A 21,543-nucleotide genomic window follows, 5' to 3' on the forward strand; every position below is an offset into this window, starting at 1 on the left:
TCGCCATCTGTGCTGTTGAACTTTCGACGATCTCGGTGATAGCACTCAATCGCCAGCCGGCTTGCTTGGTCGCAGTCTGCGGTCACGGAGAACGCCCTTGCCCATACTCGTCACCGGCGCAGCCGGCTTCATCGGCAGCCATGTCTGCCACCGCCTGCTCGACCAGGGCGAGGAGGTTATCGGCGTCGACAATCTGAATGACTATTACGATCCGGCGCTGAAGCAGGCGCGCCTTGAGCGGCTTTCCCCGCGCAGCCACTTCTCGTTCCGCAAGCTCGACATGGCGGATGAGAACGCACTGGCTTCACTGTCGAGCCGTGGCATCAAGCGTATTGTGCATCTGGCGGCTCAGGCCGGGGTGCGCCATTCACTCGATAATCCACGCGCCTACATACGCTCCAACATTGCGGGGCATCTGGAAGTGCTGGAGTTCTGCCGGGCGCAGCCTGGTTTCGAGCACTTGGTCTATGCCTCGTCGAGTTCGGTCTATGGCGGCAACCAAAAGGTGCCGTTTTCGGAGACCGACAAGGTAGACACCCCGGTTTCGCTTTATGCGGCCACCAAGAAGGCCGACGAGCTGATGAGTCATACCTACGCTCATCTTTACTCCATTCCACTTACGGGCCTGCGTTTCTTCACGGTTTACGGGCCGTGGGGCAGGCCAGACATGGCCTATTGGCTTTTTACCAAGGCCATCCTTTCCGGCAAGCCGATCCGTGTTTTCAACCAAGGCGAGATGTGGCGCGATTTCACCTATGTCGATGACGTCGTGGAAGCCGTGGTGAAGGTGCTGGACAATCCGCCTGCCGGCGAGACGCCGCCGGCGCGACTCTACAATATAGGCAACAACAACCCGGTCCGGTTGGGTGATTTCATCGACACGCTGGAGCGCCTGATCGGCATCGAGGCTAGGCGGCAATACGAACCGATGCAGCCTGGCGATGTCGAGCGCACCTTTGCCGATGTCACCGAACTCGACCGCGCCATCGGCTTCAAGCCCAACACCTCCATTGAGGATGGGTTGCGAAAGTTTGTCGACTGGTATCGTGATGAGTGGCAGAGGCGGGAATAGGCCTAGATCCCAGGCGAGACAATCTGCTGCAATCGCACAGGTGCTGCTTGAAAAGAGCTCTGGATCGCGAGCCTCGATTGCTTGGCAACGCGAGCTTTGTGTGGCTTCTTTGCAGGACCAAGCCGGACCGTCCTCTCAATCGAGCTCGTTACGATGACTTCGCAGAAATCGATTTTTCTCTCGGGGGAAGGTGATGCCTGGTTTGAGCGTAACCTTGCAGCACTTGGGCACAAGGGAACGGATCTCGTCGTCAGCGAAATGTTGAGCTTGCAAGTTCAGCCAGAGCTGATTGCCGAGATCGGGTGTGGAGAAGGGGAACGTCTATCGCTTCTTCGCGACAAATTTGGGTCGAGATGCTGGGGTTTTGATCCATCAGCAAAGGCTGTTGCCCACGGCCGCGCTATATATCCTGAAATCACGTTTGAGATTGGGACTGCCGACAGGATCGACCTGCCTGACTCCAGCGTTGATACACTTATCTTTGGGTTCTGTTTGTATCTGACGGATCCAAGAGACTATTTTAGGATAGCTGCAGAGGCGGATCGTGTTCTGGCCGACGGTGGGCTGGTGGCCATTTTGGACTTCAGCCCCAGGCACGTTTTCAAGAATCCGTACTCTCACAAGCCCGGCGTATTCGCTCACAAGATGGATTTCTCGAGGTTCTTTACCTGGAATCCGGCCTATCGGCTAATCAGCCGACGATACACAGAGCATGGCTCCAGCTTCACATATGATGAAAACGAGTCGATCTGTCTCGATTTCATAAAGAAGGACTGGGCGAAAGCGTTTCCAAAATCCCTGCAATATTGAGGGGATCGGGATTTCGAATTGCGCCCAGCCCTGCGCGGGCAGCCTATGGCTGGGAGCTTGCATTCGAACCATGACTAAAGGAGTCAGAGTGTTTGAATGTCCATTGATTTTAAAAGATAAATTTGCCACGCCGCGCCTATGTCGCATCACAATCATGATTGCGTCAGCGTCAGCGCCTATTTCGGGACCACTGTCGCACCCGGTGGACGGGCTTTTCGTGTCTGTTGCGCTAGACGCTGCGGATTGAAGGTGCGCTTTTCTGTCTCGGATGCAGGGCTACTTCAAGAAGCCAAACAAATACAGGAATAGCAACCAGCGTCATGACCAGCGGCTTAAACCAGGGATTGAGCATTGTGTGAATGTGCGCGTGAGCACCTGTCAGGCCCGCGATAAAAACCAGAATCCCACACGCTGACACGAGTGGCTGACCCGGAATGCGTAGCTTTAAGTATGAAATTGCCACAGCCAGCGGAACTGCCAGCATCACATAGGTATTGGATTCGACCCTGGGGTTAAAAACCGTCATGTAACAGGTTGCCATTAGGAAGATAGCGAACGCTCTGTGTCGCCCGGCCCGCCGATCAATCCAAACGACTGTAGCGAGCATCATGCCAGCGGCCAGCATCCGGACCAGCATCGCAACACTGGATGAGACTTCAATGCCGAAGGCGGTCAAAACACCGGTAAAGTCAGCAGGTTCGAAAGCGCTTGAGCGATTGCTGCTCATAGACGAAAGCAGGCGAACGAATTCGATGTTCTGGGAGGTTACGTAGTCAGCAGGAGCGAATGCGTACGGGATCGCGAAAACAAGTAGGATGGCGATAACTAGGTGAGGAATAAGCTTTGGTCGAAGTGCGCCAACCAGCAACACCATCACAATAGCGGTTGGCTTAACCAGAAGCGCAATCAGAGCCCAAAGCAAAGTAGCTCCTCGACGCCGGTCTAGCGCATTGAGCGTGAGCAGCCAGCAAGCAGCCGTTAAGAGAATGGTGGCTTGTCCATTGCGGACCGCCCCCAGCGATAGAGGTATTGCAATGAACATCGCTAGGGAGCCGATTTCAGTAGTGTTCGCTGTGTCGAGCCGCTTCACTTGCTTGAACACAACGAAGGTCAGCAATCCTACGCCGAGTCCTCGCCACAGCAGGCCGCCGACAGCTGGACCTAAAGCATAAAATGGGGCGTAGAGCGCGGCAAATCCAGGCGCATATAGATAACCCATTGTGCTTTCTAAATTGTAGAGCGTGCTATGAGAGTAGAAACTCTGCGTTCCGAAATCATAAGCGACTAGGACGGATCGCACTTCTGGCTTCAGTGCTGCAATGATCAAAACTGTAAATAGCGCAAGCGACCAAAGAATAAGGCCACTGCATTCGTAGAGCGGTTTTGAAATAGACACGTGATCCCTGCCAAAGGAAGGCTGTACGCCTATTAGCATGTTCTAAGGTTTATAAATTGTAGAAGTTGTCTATGCGCGCTGCACCGGAGCGGTCCGCATCGCCTGCGGAGAGGGATCCTCTCGGCTCTATTTCGACAGGTGGGCTCGTTCACGGTTCCGAAAATGTTCAGCGACCGAACGTCAAAAAGAAGCGCCGCTGGAGCATACCGCCCGGGTCCAGCCAAACTCATTGTTTGAAGGAAGCGGTCGGGCTGAGCGGGCTGTAAGGTGGCCGAATATCGGTATGAGTACGCCGTACTCGCCCTCGATTCGCGCTTTGTTGAAGAACCAGTATGTTGACGCTGATGGCGCCCATTTCAGGGGACTTTGCGAAGAAGGAAGTCTCGATCGTATTATGATGGCGCTTCTTCGATGAGTGCACAATGGTCACGATTGCCATGGCCCCATCCATCTATCGAGGCCGTTTCAAGCTCTCGGAAAATGATGGCAAATTATGGCATTTCCTTAAAAGAAAGGCCCGGGAGTCGCGCCAACGCTTCCCGAGCCCGGTTCAACTTCCTCTAAAGGAAGTACGAACGTAGAAAAAAGATAGCACGACAACTCACGTGCGGGCAACTGTACCGTTTCCAGCCGAAGAACCCCTCGACGAATGGACGAAGCGCTGGCGCAATTGCGCGTATCCTTCGCATCACCCTTTTTTGCCAAAAGTTAGAAGCGCGACCACGGTGGAAAAGCTTCTGTATGGCTCGCGATCAGGGGAAACAGCCTGCCGTAGCCTCTACCGCTGATTGCCGCCATTGTCAGCCCACCTAGCCGGAGCAGGGCTAACTTTTGCGTTTGCGATGCGTGGACAGGACGACAATTGGTGAGTAAGCGCGACGCCTATGCCGAAGACAACTAGATAAGCAATCGCGACTGCCGCGTAGTCGATTGCCTTGACCTCAGTCGCCCGAAATATTGCTGTTTCCGGCATCTTAAATGCTTGATTTGATTTGGCTGGGGCGCCAGGATTCGAACCTGGGAATGTCGGTACCAAAAACCGATGCCTTACCGCTTGGCGACGCCCCAACAATCGAACGCATGAATCGAACGTGAGCGGCCTTATAGGCAGAGCCGGCCAAAAGCACAATCGCCAATAACAGACCAAAATCCACGCACGGACCCCTGAAAGGCTCGGGCCGTCGAGTAGCCGCTATTCGCCCCAAACCGCCAGTTCATTGCCGGCCGGATCGGCGAAGTGAAAGCGCCTGCCGCCGGGAAACGAGAAGATCGGCTTCACGATTGTGCCGCCGGCGTTGGTTACTGCATCGAGTGTCTCTTCCAGGTTTTCCGAATAGAGCACCGGCAGCGGTTTGGCCGCGGCTGCAGAGGCGTCGGCGTCAAAACCGCCATCCAGCCCTTCGCTGAAAGCCGAATATGTCGGGCCGTAGTCCGTGAACGACCAGGAGAAAGCCGCGCTGTAGAAAGCCTTGACGTTGTCGAGCTTGCCATTCGTGGCCGGCATTTCGATATAGTCGAGCTTGCCCGTCTTCCTCATCGGTGTGTTCCTTGTTCTTTATATGTTCTCTTTATCGCACAAAACCCGGCAAGGGCTCAAGGGGCAGTGTACCGAGCCCAGAGAGCCGTTGACAGCTCCGTTGCTGATTCCCCTCTCACTTCAAGACGGGTCCGGATACACCGCTCGGCCATCCTTACGGGTGGGATGTTCTGCCCGATTTCCGACACATCGCTCACCCCTAAAATGGCTTAATCGATTGTAGGCACGAGCGAATGTTTCAAGCGCTTGCCTTTCGCAGCGCAGCATCTTAGGCAGGCCGCGAGGCTTATCCTGGGGGCAAGAGCCCTGAGGCAAAACCAGGCTGAGGAGCAAGCATGACCAAGTGGGTCTACACCTTTGGCGACGGAGCGGCCGAGGGCCGCGCCGGAGATAAAAATCTGCTGGGCGGCAAGGGAGCCAATCTGGCCGAGATGTGCAGCCTGGGCCTGCCAGTGCCGCCAGGTTTTACGATCACCACTGATGCTTGCAATCACTATTATGCCAATGGCCGCGCCTATCCGGACACGCTCGAAGCCGACGTGGATGAGGCATTGGGGCATATAGGCCGGATCACCGGCCGCAGCTTCGGCGATCCCGCAAAACTGCTTCTTGTTTCGGTGCGTTCCGGCGCTCGCGCGTCGATGCCCGGCATGATGGACACCGTGCTCAACCTTGGGCTCAACGACGAGACGGTCGAGGCACTGGCGACCGATTCCGGCGATGCGCGTTTTGCCTATGACAGCTACCGCCGCTTCATCCAGATGTATTCCGATGTCGTCATGGGGCTCGACCACGAAGTCTTCGAGGAAATCCTGGAAGACCAGAAAGCAAGCTTGGGCTATGAGCTCGACACGGAACTTTCGGCCATCGAATGGCAAGGTGTGATCGCACTCTACAAGGCCAAGGTTGAAGAAGAACTCGGCAAGCCGTTCCCCCAGGATCCACGCGAACAGCTCTGGGGCGCTATTGGCGCCGTCTTTTCCAGCTGGATGAACGCGCGCGCCATCACTTACCGCCGGCTGCACGATATTCCTGAAGCCTGGGGAACCGCGGTTAATGTCCAAGCCATGGTTTTCGGCAATATGGGCGAGACCTCGGCCACCGGCGTTGCCTTCACCCGCAATCCTTCGACCGGCGAGAAGGTGCTTTACGGCGAGTTCCTGGTGAACGCGCAGGGCGAGGACGTGGTAGCCGGTATCCGCACGCCGCAGAACATCACCGAAGCTGCCCGCATCGCCGCCGGCTCGGACAAGCCCTCGCTGCAAAAGCTGATGCCCGAGGCGTTCGCCAACTTCGTCGCGATCTCGGACAAGCTCGAAAAACACTACCGCGATATGCAGGACCTCGAATTCACCATCGAGCGCGGCAAATTGTGGATGCTGCAGACGCGCTCCGGCAAGCGCACTGCCAAGGCAGCGCTGAAGATCGCGGTTGATATGGCTCATGAAGGGCTGATCACCAAGGAACAGGCAGTGGCTCGTATCGATCCGGCTTCGCTTGATCAACTCCTGCATCCGACGATCGATCCTCGTGCCGAGCGCAACGTCATCGGCGTCGGCCTGCCAGCATCGCCCGGTGCAGCCACCGGCGAGATCGTGTTCTCTTCCGATGAGGCCGAGGAACTGAAGTCGCAGGGACGCAAGGCGATCCTGGTGCGCGTCGAAACCTCGCCTGAGGATATCCATGGCATGCATGCCGCCGAAGGCATCCTTACCACCCGCGGCGGTATGACCAGCCATGCCGCGGTGGTGGCACGCGGCATGGGCAAGCCTTGCGTCTCGGGCGCCGGTTCGCTGCGCGTCGACCACAAGGCCGGCGTTCTGATTGCACTCGGCGCTACCTTCAAGAAGGGCGATGTCATCACCATCGACGGCGGCAACGGCCAGGTGCTGAAGGGTTCTGTGCCGATGCTGCAGCCGGAGCTTTCAGGCGATTTCGCTGCCATCATGGAATGGGCTGATGGCGCGCGCCGAATGAAGGTGCGTACCAATGCCGAGACGCCGGCCGATGCACGCATGGCCCGTTCGTTCGGTGCCGAGGGCATCGGGCTCTGCCGCACCGAGCATATGTTCTTCGACGGTGCCCGCATCGTCGCCATGCGCGAGATGATCCTGGCTGATACCGAGAAGGATCGTCGTGCCGCATTGGCCAAACTTCTACCGATGCAGCGCTCGGACTTCCTTGAGCTCTTCGAGATCATGGCTGGTCTGCCAGTGACCATCCGTCTGCTCGACCCGCCGTTGCACGAGTTCCTGCCCAAGACCGAGGAGGAGGTGGCCGAGGTTGCTGCTGCGATGAATGTCTCAGCAGACAAGCTACGGCAACGCACCGAAGCCTTACACGAGTTCAACCCTATGCTCGGCCATCGTGGCTGCCGCCTGGCGGTTTCCTATCCGGAGATCGCCGAAATGCAGGCGCGCGCCATCTTCGAGGCGGCGGTCGAAGCCGGTCGCAAGGCAGGTGCACTGGTGGTGCCGGAAATCATGGTGCCGCTGGTCGGAATTGTGAAGGAACTCGACTATGTCAAGGCGCGCATCGACCAGGTGGCGAAGGCCGTCATGGATGAGAGCGGTGTCAAGATCGACTATCTCACCGGCACCATGATCGAGCTGCCGCGAGCGGCGATCCGCGCCCATGTCATTGCCGAGACTGCGGAATTCTTTTCCTTCGGCACGAATGACCTTACGCAAACCACCTTCGGCATTTCGCGCGACGATGCTGCCTCCTTCCTGGAAACCTATCGCCAGAAAGGCATCATCGAGCAGGATCCGTTCGTGTCGCTCGACAGGGACGGCGTTGGCGAACTGGTGCGCATGGCCGCTGAAAAGGGCAAGGGCACGCGTCCGTCGATCAAGCTCGGCATCTGCGGCGAGCACGGTGGCGATCCGGCCTCGATCCGCTTCTGCGAGGAAGTGGGGCTGGACTATGTATCCTGTTCGCCCTTCCGTGTGCCGATCGCCCGTCTGGCGGCGGCACAGGCGGCGGTCGCAAAGTAACAGGGGAACGTCCGGCGATCTTGTGTCTGTCGTCGCAAGATCGCCGTTTTCGCCATCCAGGGACAGCGAAAAACAAGTTCCCCGAAAGTTGCGATGCGTATTTTTGCTGCCTTTGCCCTGACGGCGACGCTACTGACCGGTCAAGCCCTGGCTGTGCCGTCCGAACGCCTTGTCGAACCAACCTTGCACATTGCACCGGGCGGCAAGGAAACGCCACGTGTGGCGCTGACCTTCGACGCATGTATGGGCAAGGCTGACCGCCGCATCCTGTCCGTGCTGATCGACAACCGCGTGCCGGCGACGATCTTCGTCACCAGCCGCTGGCTGAAGCACAATAAGGATGTGCTCGCCGAGTTGCAGACGCATCCGGACCTGTTCGAAATCGAGGATCACGGCGCCAGGCACGTGCCGGCGGTCGATCGGCCGACCCGTATCTTCGGCATTGCCGCCGCTGGCTCGCCCGCGGCGGTCGACCAGGAGGTGCGAGGTGGCGCTGAAGCGATCGAGGTGGCCGGTGTGACGGCGCCACGCTGGTTTCGCGGTGCGACAGCCCGTTATAGCAAGAGCGCCATCGAGCAGATCCGCAAACTCGGCCTGCGTGTCGCCGGCTACTCTGTGAACGGGGACGGCGGTTCGTTGCTTGGCGCAACAACAACAGAAAAGCGCATTGCCGCTTCCCGTGATGGGGATGTGATCATCGCTCATATCAACCAGCCGACCCACATGGCTGGCGAAGGGGTGGCCAAAGGTATCCTCGCGCTCAAGGCCAAGGGGTTTTCCTTCGTGAAATTGTCGGATGTGCCTGCTGAGGGGTCGGACGGCACAACCGTTGAGACGGTTGCAGGTTACTGAAAGCCTTCCTCGGCCTGAGTGGGATTGCGCTAAATCGCTAGATCAGCCGTTGTCCGCCGTCGATGTGTAATGTCTCGCCGGTCGTGAACTCGCTTTCCATGAGGTAGAGATATGCAGGTGCGATGTCAGCCGGCGTCGCGACCTTTCTTGCAGGCAATCGAGAACCGATATCGGCAAAGAAGCCGGATTTGGCCTCTCCGACGAGTTCGTCCCACATTGGCGTATCGACCCAACCCGGGGATACGATATTGACGCGCGTCGGCGCGAGTTCCAGCGCGAGCGCCTTGGAAAAATAGCTGAAAGAACCGGCGATGGCGGACACGACCGAACCTCCGGGAACTGGCGGCCGATCTTTGTTGATACCGGAGGTGAAGGTCATGGACCCTCCGCTGATCAGCGTTCGAACTGCATGTTTGGCGAGCATGACCGCACCGATAAGCTTGTTGTCGACGAAGCGTCGTACGAAATCCATATCAGTATCGTTGATCGGGTAATTCGGCGGCGGTGTCCCAGCGGTCGAAACGAGATGGTCGAATGGTCCGATGTTCCCGAACAGCCGGCTGACCTCCGTTTCCTCTGTCATATCGGTCGCAATGCTTCTTACGGTGCTGCTTGCACCAAGTGATCGTAGTGCAGCCTGTAGTTTTTCATGCGAACGGCCGACGATCGTGACACTGGCGCCATTTTGAAGGGCCGCCGCCGCGACACCGAGCCCGATGCCGGAACTGCCTCCGACGACGACGACCTTCTTGCCCTGGAGCGATGCCATGGGAGCCTCTGCTTCTCGATGATGCTGTAAGGGATCACGCCTTTCCGGCGTAGGCTGCTTCCAGGTCCGAGACGATGATCTTGTTCATCTTGTACATGGCCTGTCTTGCCCGATGCGCTTTTTCGCGATCCGGGTCGGTCATGAGTTTCAGCGCGATCTCGGGAATGACCTGCCAGTAGACGCCGAATTTGTCCTGCAGCCAGCCGCATGGCTTTTCAGAGCCCCCGTCTGCGGTGAGCGCGTTGCAATAGTAGTCGGTCTCTTCCTGGTCTTTGGTCTCGATGTAGAGCGAAAGCCATTCATTGAAGTGCGGCATCGATCCGGCGTTGAGCGCCGTGAGCTTCAGGCCTTCGAGTTCGAAGTCGAAGATGGCATGTGGAACGGTTTCGCCCGCTTTCGAAAAACCGTCGGTGAATTGCCGGGTCCCTAGCGTTTTCGAATTCTTGAAAACGGACAGGTAGAAATCCCGTGCGTCTTCCGAATTTCCATTGAACCAGAGGAAAGGGTGAATGGTCGCCATGCTGACCTCGTGAGCGTTGATCACATATTCCATGGAATTTGATCAGCAATGGCTTGACGTACAAACCATTAGTTGGCACCAATTTGTGAAGATTGCTCACAAATTGGCCATGGCCCGAAAGCTTCCTCCACTCAATGCATTGCCGAGTTTCGAGGCTGCGGCGCGGCACTTGAGCTTCACCAGGGCGGCTGAAGAGCTCAATGTCACGCACGGGGCCATCAGCAGGGCGATCAAGAATCTCGAGGATCAACTCGGCGTTCTGTTGTTCGAGCGAGCGACGCGGTCGGTACGGCTCACTGCTATTGGCGAGCCTTATGCGCGGGCCATCCGAGACATGCTCGATCAACTGGCGGTAGCCACGGCTTCTGCAACGGCCCGCCATTCGAACACGACGCTGAATGTCAGCACTTCTGACGGTTTCGCCGGCAGATGGCTTGTGCCGCGGCTCTACCGCTTCCACCGCGCTCACAGCGATATCGACGTGCGAGTTTCAACGACCGGCAAGCTGACCAACTTCCGCGGTGACGGCATCGATATCGCCATCCGCTACGGCAGCGGTAACTATGCTGGCTTGACGTCCGAATTCCTGGCCGGCGAAGAGGTTTTTCCCGTGTGCAGCCCCAAGCTTCTGGAGGGCGATCATCCGCTTCGCAAGCCGGAGGATCTCAGGTACCACCCACTGATCCATGACGGTTATCCGATCGACTGGGCAACCTGGCTTGCCAGTGCTGGCGTGGCAGGCGTGGATCCGAAAAGTGGATTGACATTCGACTCTGCCAGCTTTGCGGTCGAGTCCGCCGTACAGGGGGAAGGGGTCGTGCTCGGTCGCACGATGCTTGTCGCAGCCGATCTGGCCGCAGGGAGGCTGGTGCGGCCTTTTGAGCATGCATTGAAGTCGGTCTCCAGCTTCTACGTCGTCTATCCCACGGACGCTATTCGCCAACGCAAGGTGAAAGCCTTTCGAGACTGGCTCCTTTCGGAGATCGAACCACTCAGGACTTGAAGGGTTGCTTCTGGCAAAGCAGAGGTAGGCGCACCCAAGGGCCTAATCAGGCCGGCGTTGCTTCGATGGCGACGCGGTCGGGATAGAAGGCACCGTGATCCCTGATCACGAGCATTTCGTCATAGGGCGCTTTATAGGCCCACATCACGTCCTTGCGTGTTTCGCCGCCGGTATCGGCGCTCCAATAGCTGGCGTCGCCCTTGTAGGGACAATGGGTGGATGTGTCACTCGGCTTCAGTGCTTCGAAGCGGATGTCGGCGTAGGGCACATAAAGCACCGGTGGATAGCTGGCTTCCTGCAGAAGCTGCGCGCGGCTGGAAGCCGCGATCACAATGCCGCCGAAACTGACGGTGACCGTACCATCGAACGGTTGGATGGTAATGGTGTGGGCTGGGTTGCGTTTGAAACCGGGCGCAGGGTTGGCTTTCTGGTCCATGAGGCTTCTCCGTTGCTGGCCCCAATATAGGATCAGCAGCGCCTACGGCCAGCAGCCTGCTGACAAACTGATCCGTGTGGCTAAGCGGCGACCTTCAGCGCATCCATCAGCCCGGCATAGGCCTCAGCGATACGGGCGGCCGGGTTGCTGCTTTTGGAGGCGGTCTCCACTTTCAGGGAGCCACCTGCGGCGGGCAATGACAGCAGCAGATATTGGCGGTTCTCGCCATCTCCGACCGACGCGGCGGCAACGTACTCATCGGCGCCCTCATTCAACACACACATGCTGAACAGCAGTTTGCCGCTCACGGCTTCCAATGCGCCGTCAACAACCGTTGCGAATTCTTCCCTGGAGACTGCCTTGGCTACCGGTGTCAGTTCGCCGAGGCTTTCCTCAAGCGCGGTTTCAAGGGCTTCATCGTCGATCTGCGGGTCCATCGCGAACCTCATCCATCTCGCCTGTCACACCCGCCATCTTGAAAATATGCAGACTTTGGTCGGCTTGACAATGGTTGGTTGCAGATTCGCCGCGCAATGCGCGTACAAAGGGTCTTTCCTCACCTTGCGGTAGTCTGGACTTTCTTGGCGTTCCTTTCAGAATGCGAAAAAATACAAGAGGAGGAACATGATGCTCGGACTGATGCAGCAATGGCCCTTGCTGTGCCACAAGATCTTGGACAATGCCGCGATCCAGCACGGCAAACGTGAAGTCGTGTCGCGCTCCTGCGAGGGGCCGATCGTGCGCCTGAACTATGCCGAACTCAGGCAGCGTTCGTTGAAGGTCGCGCAGCGCTTGGAGCGAGACGGCTTCAAACTGGGTGACCGTATCGCAACGCTCGCCTGGAATACCGCCCGCCACCTCGAGGCCTGGTACGGCATCATGGGCATCGGTGCTGTCTACCATACGTTGAACCCGCGCCTTTTTCCCGAGCAGATCGTCTGGATCATGAACCACGCTGAGGATCAGGCCGTCTTCGTCGATCTCACTTTCATGCCGCTGGTCGAGAAGATCGCGGGGGCGGTTAAATCGCTGAAAAAGATCATCGTCCTGACTGACAAGGCGCATATGCCGGCAACCAGCCTGCCCAATGTCGTAGCCTATGAGGAATGGCTGGCCGAAGCCGATGGCGACTTCGATTGGGCAAGCGTCGACGAGAGCACCGCCGCCGGCATGTGCTACACCTCCGGTACAACGGGCGACCCTAAAGGAGTGCTCTACAGCCACCGTTCTAATGTGCTTCACGCCATGATCGCGGCCATGCCCGATGCCATGGGTATTTCCTCGCGCGACGTCGTGCTGCCGGTGGTGCCGATGTTCCACGCCAATGCCTGGGGACTCGGTCAGTCCGGGCCAATGATCGGCGCCAAGATGGTGATGCCCGGCGGCAAAATGGACGGCGCCTCCATCTATGAACTGCTCGACACCGAGCAGGTGAGCTTCACCGCGGCGGTTCCGACCGTGTGGCTGATGCTGTTGCAATATCTGGAGGAGACCGGCAAGAAACTGCCCTATCTGAAGAAGGTGGTGATCGGCGGTTCGGCCTGTCCGCGCGCCATCACCCAGAAATTCCAGGATAATTACGATGTGCAGGTCATTCACGCCTGGGGAATGACCGAAATGAGCCCGCTCGGAACACTGGGCACACTGAAGCCGGAATACGCCGGACTGACCGGGGATGCACGGCTCGACGTGCAGCAGACACAAGGGTTCGCGCCCTTCGGCGTCGAAATGAAGGTCACCGACGACAATGACAACGCTCATCCTTGGGATGGCAAGACCTTCGGTCGCTTGAAGGTACGCGGCCCGGCAGTCGCCAGCGCCTATTATGGTGGCGCGGGGGCTGAGCAGTTCGACGCCGCCGGCTGGTTCGACACCGGTGACGTCGCCCATATCGACCCCAACGGCTACATGCAGATCACTGATCGGGCCAAGGACGTCATCAAGTCTGGTGGCGAATGGATCTCCACCATAGAACTCGAGAACCTGGCTGTTGGTCACCCGGATGTGGCGGAAGCCGCGGCGATCGGTATCCGCCATTCCAAATGGGATGAGCGGCCGTTGCTTGTGGTGGTGAAGAAACCGGGCAAGGAGCTCTCGCGAGACGATGTTCTTGGTTTCATGAGCGGCAAGATCGCCAAATGGTGGATGCCGGACGACGTCGCCTTCGTAGCTGAAATCCCGCACACAGCGACCGGAAAGATCCAGAAAAGCGCGTTGCGCGCGCAGTTTCGCGACTATCGCCTGCCGACGGACTAGCGCATGCCCCGAAATCGGACTGATTTTCGGAAAGGATCATGCGCCAAGCGAAAGTGTTAGAGCATCTTTGCGCGTTCGAATGGACGCGTGGCACTCCAAAGGTCACCAATTACCGCAGCCGAAAGGCGGCGGTGATTGCCGCCTTTCGGCTTCAATCCAACGTCGAAACACTCTAATGCTCTGGCCGGACTTGGGAAATCGGTGGCGATGACGGCATATCCCGAACGGCAGGTGGCAAGAGCGGCGGGCTGGTCGCGGCGAACAGGCGCTTTCTCGGCGGTGCTTCTGTTGACGGCATGGATCGGCCATCACTATGGCCTTGTCGAGACTGGCGGCTTTCTTTGGGTGCTGGCATTGGTGGCTTTGCTGGCGCTTCTTGCTTTGCTGTTTTCAGGGTTCGCGCTGGCCAGGCTGTGGAACCATGGCGCTATCGGCGGGCGTGACCTTTCCGTTGGCGCGCTTCTGGCCGTTCTGGTGCTGGTGCCTTACGGTGTCGCCGGCTACGGCATCGCCACTTACCCACCGCTGCGCGACATCTCAACCGATCTCGACAATCCGCCCCGGCTCGACGATAGCTCCCGCACGACCGGCATGAATGTTCTTGCTCCCCTGACACCGGGGGAGGAGCGCCTGCAGGCTCAAATCTATCCCCTGGTGACCGGCCACCGCTACGACTTGCCTCTCGATGAGACCTTGGCGGCTGTACACACCGTGCTCGACCGCCGCGGCTGGACGGTCGTCGGCGACACGGCTGAACCGCAGGAAGGACAGAACGAAACCACCATCACTGTGCTGGCCACGTCCTTCGTGCTGGAGCTGCCCGTCGATGTGGCGATCCGTGTCACCACCGACGGTGAGACGACGCTGGTTGATATGCGCTCGGCTTCGCGCTACGGCCGCCACGATCTCGGCGACAATGCTGAGAGGATCATCGCGTTCCTCGCCGAACTTGACCAGGAAGTTTCGGCGCAGATCGGCACGACAGCCGCGCAGTAGGTCCTTCAGGCGGTTGGTCTGGAGCCACTCTAAGCGGGAAAAAACACACCGTCGATCGAAGGCTCGCCCTCGGTGCTGGCTAAACCCCGCGCAACGAGATCTTCGAGATGCGCCAGAACCGAAAGCCCTGCGGCCCCGTGCAGCCTCGGATCGGTCTCGCGATAGATAGCCTCAACGATCGTCTTGATGTTGCGGTCGCCGAGTTTCAGCCGCTCCAGTACCGCGCGCTCGCGCATCTTGCGGTGCGCCTTCAACCCGCGCATGAACGTTTTCGGCGCGGTCACCGGCCCGCCGTGGCCGGGCAGCAAAATACGGTCTTCGCGCTCCAGCAGCCGGTCAAGCGAGCGCATGTAGTCTGCCATGGCGCCGTCGGGAGGCGCTACGATGCTGGTCGCCCAGGCCATGACATGATCGGCTGAAAAGAGGATGCCGCTGCCTTCCAGTGCGAAGGCGGCATGATTGGCGGTGTGGCCAGGTGTGAGCACTGTACGGATCGCCCAGCCATCGCCGGCGATGAGGGAACCGTCGGGCAGGGCGATATCAGGGTAAAATTCGGTGTCAGCGCTGGCATCGAGCGGATTGGTCTCGCCGATCCTGAGCGGCCGGGCAGGGCGATGCGGCCCTTCAGCCAGAACAGTGGCTCCTGTCGCGGCTTTCAGCCTGGCGGTAAGCGGCGAGTGATCGCGATGGGTGTGACTGACAAAGATATGGCTGACCGGTCGCCCGGCAATGGCCGCGATCAGCGTGTTGAAATGCGCCTCGTTTACAGGCCCAGGATCGACCACCGCCAGCGTGTCGTGGCCGACAATGTAGGAATTGGTACCGTGGAAAGTGAAAGGGCTGGGGTTTTGCGCCGTGATGCGCAGGACACCGGGAGTCAGTTCGACAGCAGAGCCGTAGGCAGGTTCGAAGCGGGCATCGAATTTCAGAGGCATGCAGCGCAGAGCTCCGTTGCGAGGACGACGAAAGCGGCTGCCGTTTAGCACAAATGATCTACGAAGATGCATTGCAATTTTGAGCCGGGTCTCTCTGTTCGACGTCGGCGCTGCTTTTGGTTTCTTTCGGCAAGCTCTGCTCCAGCATCCATGTCTACGCTGAGATTCGGCCCAAACCTTTTCTCAAAGACAATTCCTGGAAACGTCTCAATGATCCGCAATTTTCTTGAGCCCGTGCCGAACCTGGACGGCAAGTCAATCCTGATTACCGGTGGAACAGGCTCCTTCGGCAAGGCTTTCGTGCGTACGGTTCTGCAGCGCTACAAGCCTGCTCGCCTGGTTATCTTCTCGCGTGATGAGTTGAAACAATACGAGATGAACCAGGAACTCAGTGATCAGGAGTTTCCGTGTCTGCGTTATTTTATCGGAGATGTTCGCGACCAGGCTCGGCTGGAAATGGCGATGGCAGGTATTGAGTATGTCGTCCATGCGGCAGCCCTCAAGCACGTACCGATCGCCGAATACAACCCGTTCGAATGCGTTCAGACGAACATCATTGGAGCCGAAAACGTCGTGCGCGCGGCTCTGAACAAGGGGGTCAGGAAGATAGTGGCGCTGTCTACGGACAAGGCTGCCAACCCGATCAATCTCTATGGCGCTTCAAAACTTGCCTCGGACAAGATCTTCATCGCCGCAAACAATATTGCCGGCGCGTCGGGTCTCCGAAGCTCGGTAGTCCGCTACGGCAATGTCATGGGCTCGCGCGGCAGCGTCTTGCCGTTTTTCCGCAAACTGGTTGCAAACAAGGTTGATCGTATCCCGATCACGCATCCTGAAATGACCCGCTTCTGGATTACGCTTGAGCAGGGTATCAACATGGTGCTGTCTTCATTCGACCTGATGAATGGTGGCGAAATTTTTGTGCCGAAAATCCCATCGATGAAAGTTGTCGATCTCGCCAATGCCATCGCCCCCGGTATTCCACATGAAATCGTGGGCATCCGCCCGGGCGAAAAGCTGCACGAGGTCATGGTGACCGGCGACGATGCCCGTATGACGGTCGATCTTGGTGATCGTTATGCGATCTTGCCTTCCTTCCGCTTCTGGACGGCAGATGAAGGTGCCTCCACTGGTGTGAAACGGGTTCCCAACAATTTCAATTATTCGAGCGACATCAATGATGAATGGCTCGACGTGATCGGTTTCAATGAATTGGTGGCGCACACCGGTATCTGAGGCCCAGACGCATGTCCGAAAACTTTCTGCCTTACGGTCGCCATTGGATCGACGAGGATGATATCGCCGCGGTTGCGGAATGTTTGCGCGGCGATTGGTTGACCACCGGCCCTGCGGTCGAGGTATTTGAAGCTGCGTTCGCTGAAGTGGTCGGTGCGCGTTATGCTGTTGTCGTCTCCAACGGAACGGTGGCGCTGCATCTGGCGGCGCTGGCTGCGCATGTCGGCGCGGGTGATATTGGAATTGCGCCGACCATGTCTTTTTTGGCTTCCGCTAACGGTATGCACTACACGGGCGCCGAGATCGTCTTTGCCGATGCGGACCCCAGGACCGGTCTGATCACGCCGGCAACGTTTCAGGCAGCTATAGAGCAAGCCGCAAAGCCAGTGAAAATGGCTGTTGTCGTGCATCTCAACGGTAATGCTGTGAACATGCCCGAAATTGCGCGGATCGCGGCTGAACACAACATCATCCTGGTCGAAGATGCCTGCCACGCTTTGGGAACGACTTATCGTGATGGGGGCGGTGCCGTGGTTAAGGTCGGCGCGAGCCGCCATTCCGCGATGACTGTTTTCTCGCTCCATCCCGTTAAGACGATCACAATGGGCGAGGGGGGCGTTATCACAACTAGCGATCCGCTTCTCTATGAACGACTAAAGCTCTTGCGCTCGCATGGCATGCTAAAAGCCTCGGAAAAATTCCTGAACAAGGATCTGGCGTTCGCGCATACCGGCGAGGCCAACCCCTGGTACTATGAAATGCAGGAATTGGGCTTCAATTACCGGGCGTCGGACTTCGCCTGTGTGCTTGCTCATTCACAGCTTAGAAAACTGTCGACATTTGCTGAGCGCCGTGCCCAGCTCAAGGACATCTACGATCTGCAGTTCGGGGATATTGGTGATCTGGTGGAACCGCTTCGGATCGAAGCTTCCATAGAACCAGTATTGCATCTTTATCCGCTGCTCATTGATTTCGCCGCAATAGGCAAGGAGCGGGCAAGCGTCATGTCTGAGTTGCGAGAGCATGGGATCGGCACGCAGGTCCACTACATTCCGATTCATCGCCAGCCTTATTATGTCGAACAATCGGGCGCGTTTGATCTGCCGGGGGCCGACGCGTATTACGCCAAAGCGCTCTCCATTCCGTATTATCCGTTGATGACTGATCTCGACGCGGAGCGCGTCGCCAGGACAATCAAACGGGTTCTGGGCATCAATGGCTAGCGACGACGCGGCCCTGCTTTCCGGTTCGGCTCGCCTCGGCGTAGGTACCGTTCAGTTCGGCCTGGCTTATGGCGTAACCAATCGGGTTGGCAGGGTCGGTTTGGAAGAGGCCGCTTCCATTCTTCACTTTGCGCGTGAAAACGACGTCGTCACTCTCGATACAGCCGCCCTCTACGGCGATAGCGAAGTTACCATCGGTCGCGCGGCCGCAGGGATGGCGTTCGATATCGTCACCAAGACAGTCAAGGTCAGCAGCGAAGCAAGCGCAGATACCGCCGCGGATGCGATCATTTCGCGATTCGAACGATCGATCAGCGATCTCAGGGTCGCTCAAGTCGACGCTCTTATGGTTCACGACGCGGGAGATTTGCTCGGCTGTTATGGTGACAGGGTGTGGCGCTGTTTACACACCATCAAGGTGTCCGGATTGGCCCGCAAAATCGGCGCCTCCGTCTATTCCGGCAACGAGATCGACGCGCTGCTCGATCGATACGATATCGATATCGTTCAGCTTCCCATCAATGCCATCGATCTGCGGTTGGCGGATGGTGGGCAACTTGATCGCTTGGCGACACGCAAAGTAGAGGTTCACGCTCGCTCGATCTTTCTTCAAGGGTTGCTGCTGACGCCGCCGGAACAGTTACCGGCGAAGTTCGCGGCTCTTGCGCCGTCACTCGTCCAGATGCGGCAAGCCTTTGCCGGAGCCGGCCTGACGATCATGGAAGGAGTTCTCGCCTCTGTTTTTCGACATCAGATGATCGACCGAGTGATTGTCGGCGCGACGAGTATTCGGGAGTTCCGGGAAGTCGTTTCGACAGCGAACCGATTGAGGGCTCACCAAATCGACCAGGCTTCTTGGCGCTGGCCGATTTCTGATGAGCGCCTCTTGAACCCAGCATTGTGGGGGAGCCTGTAACCGGGGCAGCTACCTCAATCGGAACAGCGGCACCAATGGCTCGCAGCGAAGATACTGCCGGATGGCCTTGTTCTCCACGGCATCGCGCAAGAGCGGAAATATCTCGTCATACGCATTGAGCAGCTTTGCAACATCCGCATCGCTGTGCGCGAAGCTGACATTGTGCGTTCCTACTGAAATGATGCCTCGCGCCAGGATTTCCTGCATCCAGAGAGTTTTGATCTCAAAGGATGTACTGCCGTTGGCATCATTCATGGTCAGGAATGACCATGTCGGGTGCCCGGCGAAGCCGAGGAAGCTTTCGCAGTCGTGTTTGATGATCAAGGCTTTGACGCCATCGGCGATCTTGTTGCCCGTGGCATTGAGTTTTTCGATCACATTATGGCTGCGGATTTTCTTCAAGCTGGCTTGGGCCGCTGCCAGCGACATCGCCTCTCCACCCATGGTGAAGGAGAAGAATATCTCGGCAAACTCAGCCATGATGTCGGCACGCCCGGCCACCGCCGAAAGTGGGTAGCCGTTGGCCAGACCCTTACCAAAGCAAGCGAGGTCAGGCTTCACGCCGAAAAGCTGCTGGGCACCGCCTTCGGCATAGCGAAAACCGGTGATGGTTTCGTCAAAGATCGCGATAGCCCGGTGTTTGTGAGCGAGGTCGATCACGCCTTGCAGGTAGCCTTCCTCCGGGAAGGTCGTGTTCATCGGCTCCAGGATGACCGCAGCAAACTCATCGGGATGAGACGAAAGCACGGTGTCGAGCGCGCCCAAGTCGTTGTAAGGGAAGACATGTGAGAGCTCGCGAGTTGCCTTCGGCACTCCCTTGTTGCGTGCAGTGGAACCGATATACCAGTCCTGCCAGCCATGATAGCCGCACATGGCAACGCGCTCTCGTCCGGTAAAAGCTCGCGCTGCCCTGATCGCGCCCGAAGTCGCGTCGGATCCGTTCTTGCCGAACCGCACCATTTCAGCTGAAGGCACCATTTCAATAATGAGTTTCGCCACCGCTGCCTCCAGCGGATGCGCCAGAGGGAAAGAGATGCCGTCTCTGAGTTGTTCAACAACGGCAGCGTTCACATCTGCATCGGCATGACCAAGCGTGACTGAGCACAGGCCATTGTTGAAATCGGTATAGGAGTTGCCGTCCATATCCCAGACGATGGCGCCGTCGCCACGCTGGATGAAGAACGGCGAGACACCGCGCGGATATTGGGTAAGGCTTTTTGAAAATGTCTGCGAGCCAAGCGGAATGATCTTCAGAACGTCGTCCAGCATCTCCTCTGAAATCGAATAGCGGCTACCGCTTGCGCGGGAGGTGTTCATTTCGTGCCTAGGGCTGGCATTGGACATCTCGACTTCAATCCTTGATGTATTCGACTGTATGGCCGGCTTTTATCGCGGCCTTTGCCGAGGCTTCATTGCTTCGCTTGACCCTTGCACGCTTCGGACCGAAATCATGTCGTGCCAATATCAGCATTTGGGTGGCCAGGCCCTTGCCCCGGAATTTCATGTCGACTGTATAGCTGATTTCGTTATCGTCGATACGCACCATGCCACGTGGACTGCCATCATCTTCGCAGATGTATAAGCCAGGCTCTGAGCGGGCCAATCTGATAGACAGCCATTGCAGATGGGCGTCCCAGGTGACTGGTTCCGTACTTATCGACATCGATCGAGTGAGCGGCTCATTTCGCCAATCGAACAACAGTCGCGCGTCTTCGGCCGTCGCAGGACGCAGCTTCATTCGCTTTTGAAACCTTCGTTTCGCATGAACCCGGAATTTAGTGCTTCGAGTGACAGATTAGCGCCCAGGTAGGCCAGTATGTCACCGCTGTCGAAGGCAGGCTTTGCCGGATAGAGAACCTGATAGATGGCCTCCACAAAGGCAAAATCAGCTGGCTCATCGACTGTCCAACGCAGTGCGGACAAGTCCTTTTCATTTTCATAATTCCCCAGTTTGAAACGCTCCGCCTGGCGATGAAGAAACGGCATGACGTGTTCCCGATCGGATTTCGTTGTCGCCTCCCTCCAGGCGGTATGAAGCGCTTCAAAGGTTGCTACTTCGACATCCAATCCGTCGGGGAATGTCGGCCGAATCGTGTTGGAGGCATAGTCGTAGTTGCCGTCGACCGCGAAGCGGGTGACCGCATCAATGATGCCGGGATCGGTGAGTGGGCAGTCACCGGTCAGCCGCACGACATGAGAAGGCGCGAATGGTTCGGCAGCGCGATAGAACCGGTCGAGGACATCTTCCAAGTCTCCGCGATAGACATCGATGCCGGCGTTTTGGCCTATATCTGCCACAGCGTCGTCTTCCGGATTTCGGCTGGTTGCCAGCACCAGCCGCGCAGGCACTCTTGCGCGTTGGATGCGCTCGATTTGGTGATGCAGCATTGGCTTGCCGAGGATGGATTTAAGCACCTTGCCCGGAAGCCGACTAGAGGATGCTCTTGCTTGCAACACCACTATGATCATCAGTGCGTCCAGTTAGTTCCGTAAGATTGCCCGATCTGACAGGCTTCTGTAGTGAAAGGGTATCGTATCGAGCGATAATATCTATGCATTATCAAGAACTTTGCTTCTGATACATACGATT

Annotated in this window: 21 protein-coding genes and 1 tRNA gene; 10 read left to right on the forward strand and 12 right to left on the reverse strand. The window is 57.7% G+C overall.

What is annotated here, in order from left to right; genetic code table 11:
* The first annotated feature begins 97 nt into the window (after positions 1-97).
* Together ACFWXH_RS02385 and ACFWXH_RS02390 are read left to right on the forward strand one after the other, a co-directional pair.
* Positions 98-1,072, forward strand: a complete 975-nt coding sequence (locus ACFWXH_RS02385) for an NAD-dependent epimerase/dehydratase family protein (protein ID WP_379117176.1) — start codon at positions 98-100, stop codon at positions 1,070-1,072.
* Positions 1,073-1,225: 153 nt separating this feature from the next.
* Positions 1,226-1,882 carry a class I SAM-dependent methyltransferase gene (locus tag ACFWXH_RS02390; RefSeq protein WP_379117179.1) on the forward strand — a complete coding sequence of 219 codons (657 nt, stop codon included), beginning with the start codon at positions 1,226-1,228 and terminating at the stop codon, positions 1,880-1,882.
* Between the two features lie 229 nt (positions 1,883-2,111).
* On the opposite strand, the gene ACFWXH_RS02395 is transcribed toward ACFWXH_RS02390, so the two are convergent.
* The 4 genes from ACFWXH_RS02395 to ACFWXH_RS02410 all read right to left on the reverse strand — a co-directional run bounded on the left by ACFWXH_RS02395 (position 2,112) and on the right by ACFWXH_RS02410 (position 4,815).
* On the reverse strand, positions 2,112-3,278 hold the full coding sequence (locus tag ACFWXH_RS02395; protein ID WP_379117181.1) for a glycosyltransferase family 87 protein: 1,167 nt from the start codon (positions 3,276-3,278) through the stop codon (positions 2,112-2,114).
* Positions 3,279-3,504: 226 nt separating this feature from the next.
* The gene (locus tag ACFWXH_RS02400; RefSeq protein WP_379117183.1) at positions 3,505-3,717 is read right to left on the reverse strand and encodes a hypothetical protein; all 213 of its coding nucleotides are present in this window, start codon (positions 3,715-3,717) and stop codon (positions 3,505-3,507) included.
* Positions 3,718-4,271: 554 nt separating this feature from the next.
* Positions 4,272-4,346 (reverse strand) — tRNA-Gln (locus ACFWXH_RS02405).
* A gap of 124 nt (positions 4,347-4,470) precedes the next feature.
* Positions 4,471-4,815 carry a VOC family protein gene (locus ACFWXH_RS02410; protein ID WP_054309003.1) on the reverse strand — a complete coding sequence of 115 codons (345 nt, stop codon included), beginning with the start codon at positions 4,813-4,815 and terminating at the stop codon, positions 4,471-4,473.
* 335 nt (positions 4,816-5,150) lie between these two features.
* Here ACFWXH_RS02410 and ppdK point away from each other — a divergent pair, with 335 nt between their 5' ends.
* Positions 5,151-7,811, forward strand: coding sequence for a pyruvate, phosphate dikinase (gene ppdK, locus ACFWXH_RS02415; protein WP_379117185.1), 2,661 nt, complete (start codon positions 5,151-5,153; stop codon positions 7,809-7,811).
* Positions 7,812-7,904: 93 nt separating this feature from the next.
* Entirely contained in the window at positions 7,905-8,663 is a 759-nt protein-coding gene (locus tag ACFWXH_RS02420) for a polysaccharide deacetylase family protein (protein ID WP_379117187.1), read from the forward strand.
* Positions 8,664-8,700: 37 nt separating this feature from the next.
* Here ACFWXH_RS02420 and ACFWXH_RS02425 read toward each other — a convergent pair whose 3' ends face one another.
* Positions 8,701-9,432: an SDR family oxidoreductase gene (locus ACFWXH_RS02425; RefSeq protein ID WP_379117189.1), complete on the reverse strand. Its 732-nt coding sequence runs from the start codon at positions 9,430-9,432 to the stop codon at positions 8,701-8,703.
* A gap of 34 nt (positions 9,433-9,466) precedes the next feature.
* The gene (locus tag ACFWXH_RS02430; protein WP_379117191.1) at positions 9,467-9,952 is read right to left on the reverse strand and encodes a VOC family protein; all 486 of its coding nucleotides are present in this window, start codon (positions 9,950-9,952) and stop codon (positions 9,467-9,469) included.
* A 109-nt stretch (positions 9,953-10,061) separates the two neighbouring features.
* On the opposite strand from ACFWXH_RS02430, the gene ACFWXH_RS02435 reads away from it, so the two are divergent.
* A complete protein-coding gene (locus ACFWXH_RS02435; protein ID WP_379118920.1) occupies positions 10,062-10,955 on the forward strand; it encodes a transcriptional regulator GcvA in 894 nt (297 codons plus the stop codon).
* A 46-nt stretch (positions 10,956-11,001) separates the two neighbouring features.
* Here ACFWXH_RS02435 and ACFWXH_RS02440 read toward each other — a convergent pair whose 3' ends face one another.
* Positions 11,002-11,391 (reverse strand): DUF427 domain-containing protein, encoded by a 390-nt coding sequence (locus ACFWXH_RS02440; protein ID WP_379117193.1) that lies wholly within the window; start codon positions 11,389-11,391, stop codon positions 11,002-11,004.
* Positions 11,392-11,471: 80 nt separating this feature from the next.
* Positions 11,472-11,828 (reverse strand): hypothetical protein, encoded by a 357-nt coding sequence (locus ACFWXH_RS02445; RefSeq protein ID WP_054308997.1) that lies wholly within the window; start codon positions 11,826-11,828, stop codon positions 11,472-11,474.
* A 190-nt stretch (positions 11,829-12,018) separates the two neighbouring features.
* Between ACFWXH_RS02445 and ACFWXH_RS02450 the strand changes: the two genes are divergently transcribed.
* On the forward strand, positions 12,019-13,647 hold the full coding sequence (locus tag ACFWXH_RS02450; RefSeq protein WP_379118922.1) for a fatty-acid--CoA ligase: 1,629 nt from the start codon (positions 12,019-12,021) through the stop codon (positions 13,645-13,647).
* Between the two features lie 207 nt (positions 13,648-13,854).
* Entirely contained in the window at positions 13,855-14,643 is a 789-nt protein-coding gene (locus ACFWXH_RS02455) for a DUF1499 domain-containing protein (protein WP_379117195.1), read from the forward strand.
* A 29-nt stretch (positions 14,644-14,672) separates the two neighbouring features.
* Here the strand turns inward: ACFWXH_RS02455 and ACFWXH_RS02460 are convergent, their stop codons facing one another.
* Positions 14,673-15,578 carry an MBL fold metallo-hydrolase gene (locus tag ACFWXH_RS02460; RefSeq protein ID WP_379117197.1) on the reverse strand — a complete coding sequence of 302 codons (906 nt, stop codon included), beginning with the start codon at positions 15,576-15,578 and terminating at the stop codon, positions 14,673-14,675.
* Positions 15,579-15,788: 210 nt separating this feature from the next.
* On the opposite strand from ACFWXH_RS02460, the gene pseB reads away from it, so the two are divergent.
* The 3 genes from pseB to ACFWXH_RS02475 are packed head-to-tail and all read left to right on the forward strand — an operon-like array spanning position 15,789 to position 18,953.
* Positions 15,789-16,814, forward strand: a complete 1,026-nt coding sequence (gene pseB / locus ACFWXH_RS02465; protein WP_379117199.1) for a UDP-N-acetylglucosamine 4,6-dehydratase (inverting) — start codon at positions 15,789-15,791, stop codon at positions 16,812-16,814.
* A gap of 11 nt (positions 16,815-16,825) precedes the next feature.
* On the forward strand, positions 16,826-18,037 hold the full coding sequence (pseC, locus tag ACFWXH_RS02470; RefSeq protein ID WP_379117202.1) for a UDP-4-amino-4,6-dideoxy-N-acetyl-beta-L-altrosamine transaminase: 1,212 nt from the start codon (positions 16,826-16,828) through the stop codon (positions 18,035-18,037).
* On the forward strand, positions 18,030-18,953 hold the full coding sequence (locus tag ACFWXH_RS02475; RefSeq protein WP_379117204.1) for an aldo/keto reductase: 924 nt from the start codon (positions 18,030-18,032) through the stop codon (positions 18,951-18,953). The genes pseC and ACFWXH_RS02475 overlap by 8 nt, the downstream gene beginning before the upstream one ends.
* A gap of 9 nt (positions 18,954-18,962) precedes the next feature.
* On the opposite strand, the gene ACFWXH_RS02480 is transcribed toward ACFWXH_RS02475, so the two are convergent.
* The 3 genes from ACFWXH_RS02480 to ACFWXH_RS02490 are packed head-to-tail and all read right to left on the reverse strand — an operon-like array spanning position 18,963 to position 21,422.
* A complete protein-coding gene (locus ACFWXH_RS02480) occupies positions 18,963-20,297 on the reverse strand; it encodes an aminotransferase class III-fold pyridoxal phosphate-dependent enzyme (protein ID WP_379117206.1) in 1,335 nt (444 codons plus the stop codon).
* 7 nt (positions 20,298-20,304) lie between these two features.
* Positions 20,305-20,691: a GNAT family N-acetyltransferase gene (locus ACFWXH_RS02485; protein WP_379117208.1), complete on the reverse strand. Its 387-nt coding sequence runs from the start codon at positions 20,689-20,691 to the stop codon at positions 20,305-20,307.
* Positions 20,688-21,422 (reverse strand): cytidylyltransferase domain-containing protein, encoded by a 735-nt coding sequence (locus ACFWXH_RS02490; protein ID WP_379117210.1) that lies wholly within the window; start codon positions 21,420-21,422, stop codon positions 20,688-20,690. Before ACFWXH_RS02490 ends, ACFWXH_RS02485 begins: the two co-directional genes overlap by 4 nt.
* Between the last annotated feature and the right edge of the window lie 121 nt (positions 21,423-21,543).

It is taken from the genome of Mesorhizobium sp. NPDC059054, assembly GCF_042739215.1.
Lineage (GTDB): Bacteria > Pseudomonadota > Alphaproteobacteria > Rhizobiales > Rhizobiaceae > Mesorhizobium.

What these genes read in the sequence shown, in the direction of transcription:
- ACFWXH_RS02390 (WP_379117179.1), top strand. Translation starts at nt 1,226, where the DNA reads ATGACTTCGCAGAAATCGATTTTTCTCTCGGGGGAAGGTGATGCCTGG.
- ACFWXH_RS02400 (WP_379117183.1), bottom strand. Translation starts at nt 3,717, where the DNA reads ATGGCAATCGTGACCATTGTGCACTCATCGAAGAAGCGCCATCATAAT.
- ACFWXH_RS02410 (WP_054309003.1), bottom strand. Translation starts at nt 4,815, where the DNA reads ATGAGGAAGACGGGCAAGCTCGACTATATCGAAATGCCGGCCACGAAT.
- ppdK (WP_379117185.1), top strand. Translation starts at nt 5,151, where the DNA reads ATGACCAAGTGGGTCTACACCTTTGGCGACGGAGCGGCCGAGGGCCGC.
- ACFWXH_RS02420 (WP_379117187.1), top strand. Translation starts at nt 7,905, where the DNA reads ATGCGTATTTTTGCTGCCTTTGCCCTGACGGCGACGCTACTGACCGGT.
- ACFWXH_RS02425 (WP_379117189.1), bottom strand. Translation starts at nt 9,432, where the DNA reads ATGGCATCGCTCCAGGGCAAGAAGGTCGTCGTCGTCGGAGGCAGTTCC.
- ACFWXH_RS02430 (WP_379117191.1), bottom strand. Translation starts at nt 9,952, where the DNA reads ATGGCGACCATTCACCCTTTCCTCTGGTTCAATGGAAATTCGGAAGAC.
- ACFWXH_RS02435 (WP_379118920.1), top strand. Translation starts at nt 10,062, where the DNA reads ATGGCCCGAAAGCTTCCTCCACTCAATGCATTGCCGAGTTTCGAGGCT.
- ACFWXH_RS02440 (WP_379117193.1), bottom strand. Translation starts at nt 11,391, where the DNA reads ATGGACCAGAAAGCCAACCCTGCGCCCGGTTTCAAACGCAACCCAGCC.
- ACFWXH_RS02445 (WP_054308997.1), bottom strand. Translation starts at nt 11,828, where the DNA reads ATGGACCCGCAGATCGACGATGAAGCCCTTGAAACCGCGCTTGAGGAA.
- ACFWXH_RS02450 (WP_379118922.1), top strand. Translation starts at nt 12,019, where the DNA reads ATGCTCGGACTGATGCAGCAATGGCCCTTGCTGTGCCACAAGATCTTG.
- ACFWXH_RS02455 (WP_379117195.1), top strand. Translation starts at nt 13,855, where the DNA reads ATGACGGCATATCCCGAACGGCAGGTGGCAAGAGCGGCGGGCTGGTCG.
- ACFWXH_RS02460 (WP_379117197.1), bottom strand. Translation starts at nt 15,578, where the DNA reads ATGCCTCTGAAATTCGATGCCCGCTTCGAACCTGCCTACGGCTCTGCT.
- pseB (WP_379117199.1), top strand. Translation starts at nt 15,789, where the DNA reads ATGATCCGCAATTTTCTTGAGCCCGTGCCGAACCTGGACGGCAAGTCA.
- pseC (WP_379117202.1), top strand. Translation starts at nt 16,826, where the DNA reads ATGTCCGAAAACTTTCTGCCTTACGGTCGCCATTGGATCGACGAGGAT.
- ACFWXH_RS02475 (WP_379117204.1), top strand. Translation starts at nt 18,030, where the DNA reads ATGGCTAGCGACGACGCGGCCCTGCTTTCCGGTTCGGCTCGCCTCGGC.
- ACFWXH_RS02480 (WP_379117206.1), bottom strand. Translation starts at nt 20,297, where the DNA reads ATGTCCAATGCCAGCCCTAGGCACGAAATGAACACCTCCCGCGCAAGC.
- ACFWXH_RS02485 (WP_379117208.1), bottom strand. Translation starts at nt 20,691, where the DNA reads ATGAAGCTGCGTCCTGCGACGGCCGAAGACGCGCGACTGTTGTTCGAT.
- ACFWXH_RS02490 (WP_379117210.1), bottom strand. Translation starts at nt 21,422, where the DNA reads ATGATCATAGTGGTGTTGCAAGCAAGAGCATCCTCTAGTCGGCTTCCG.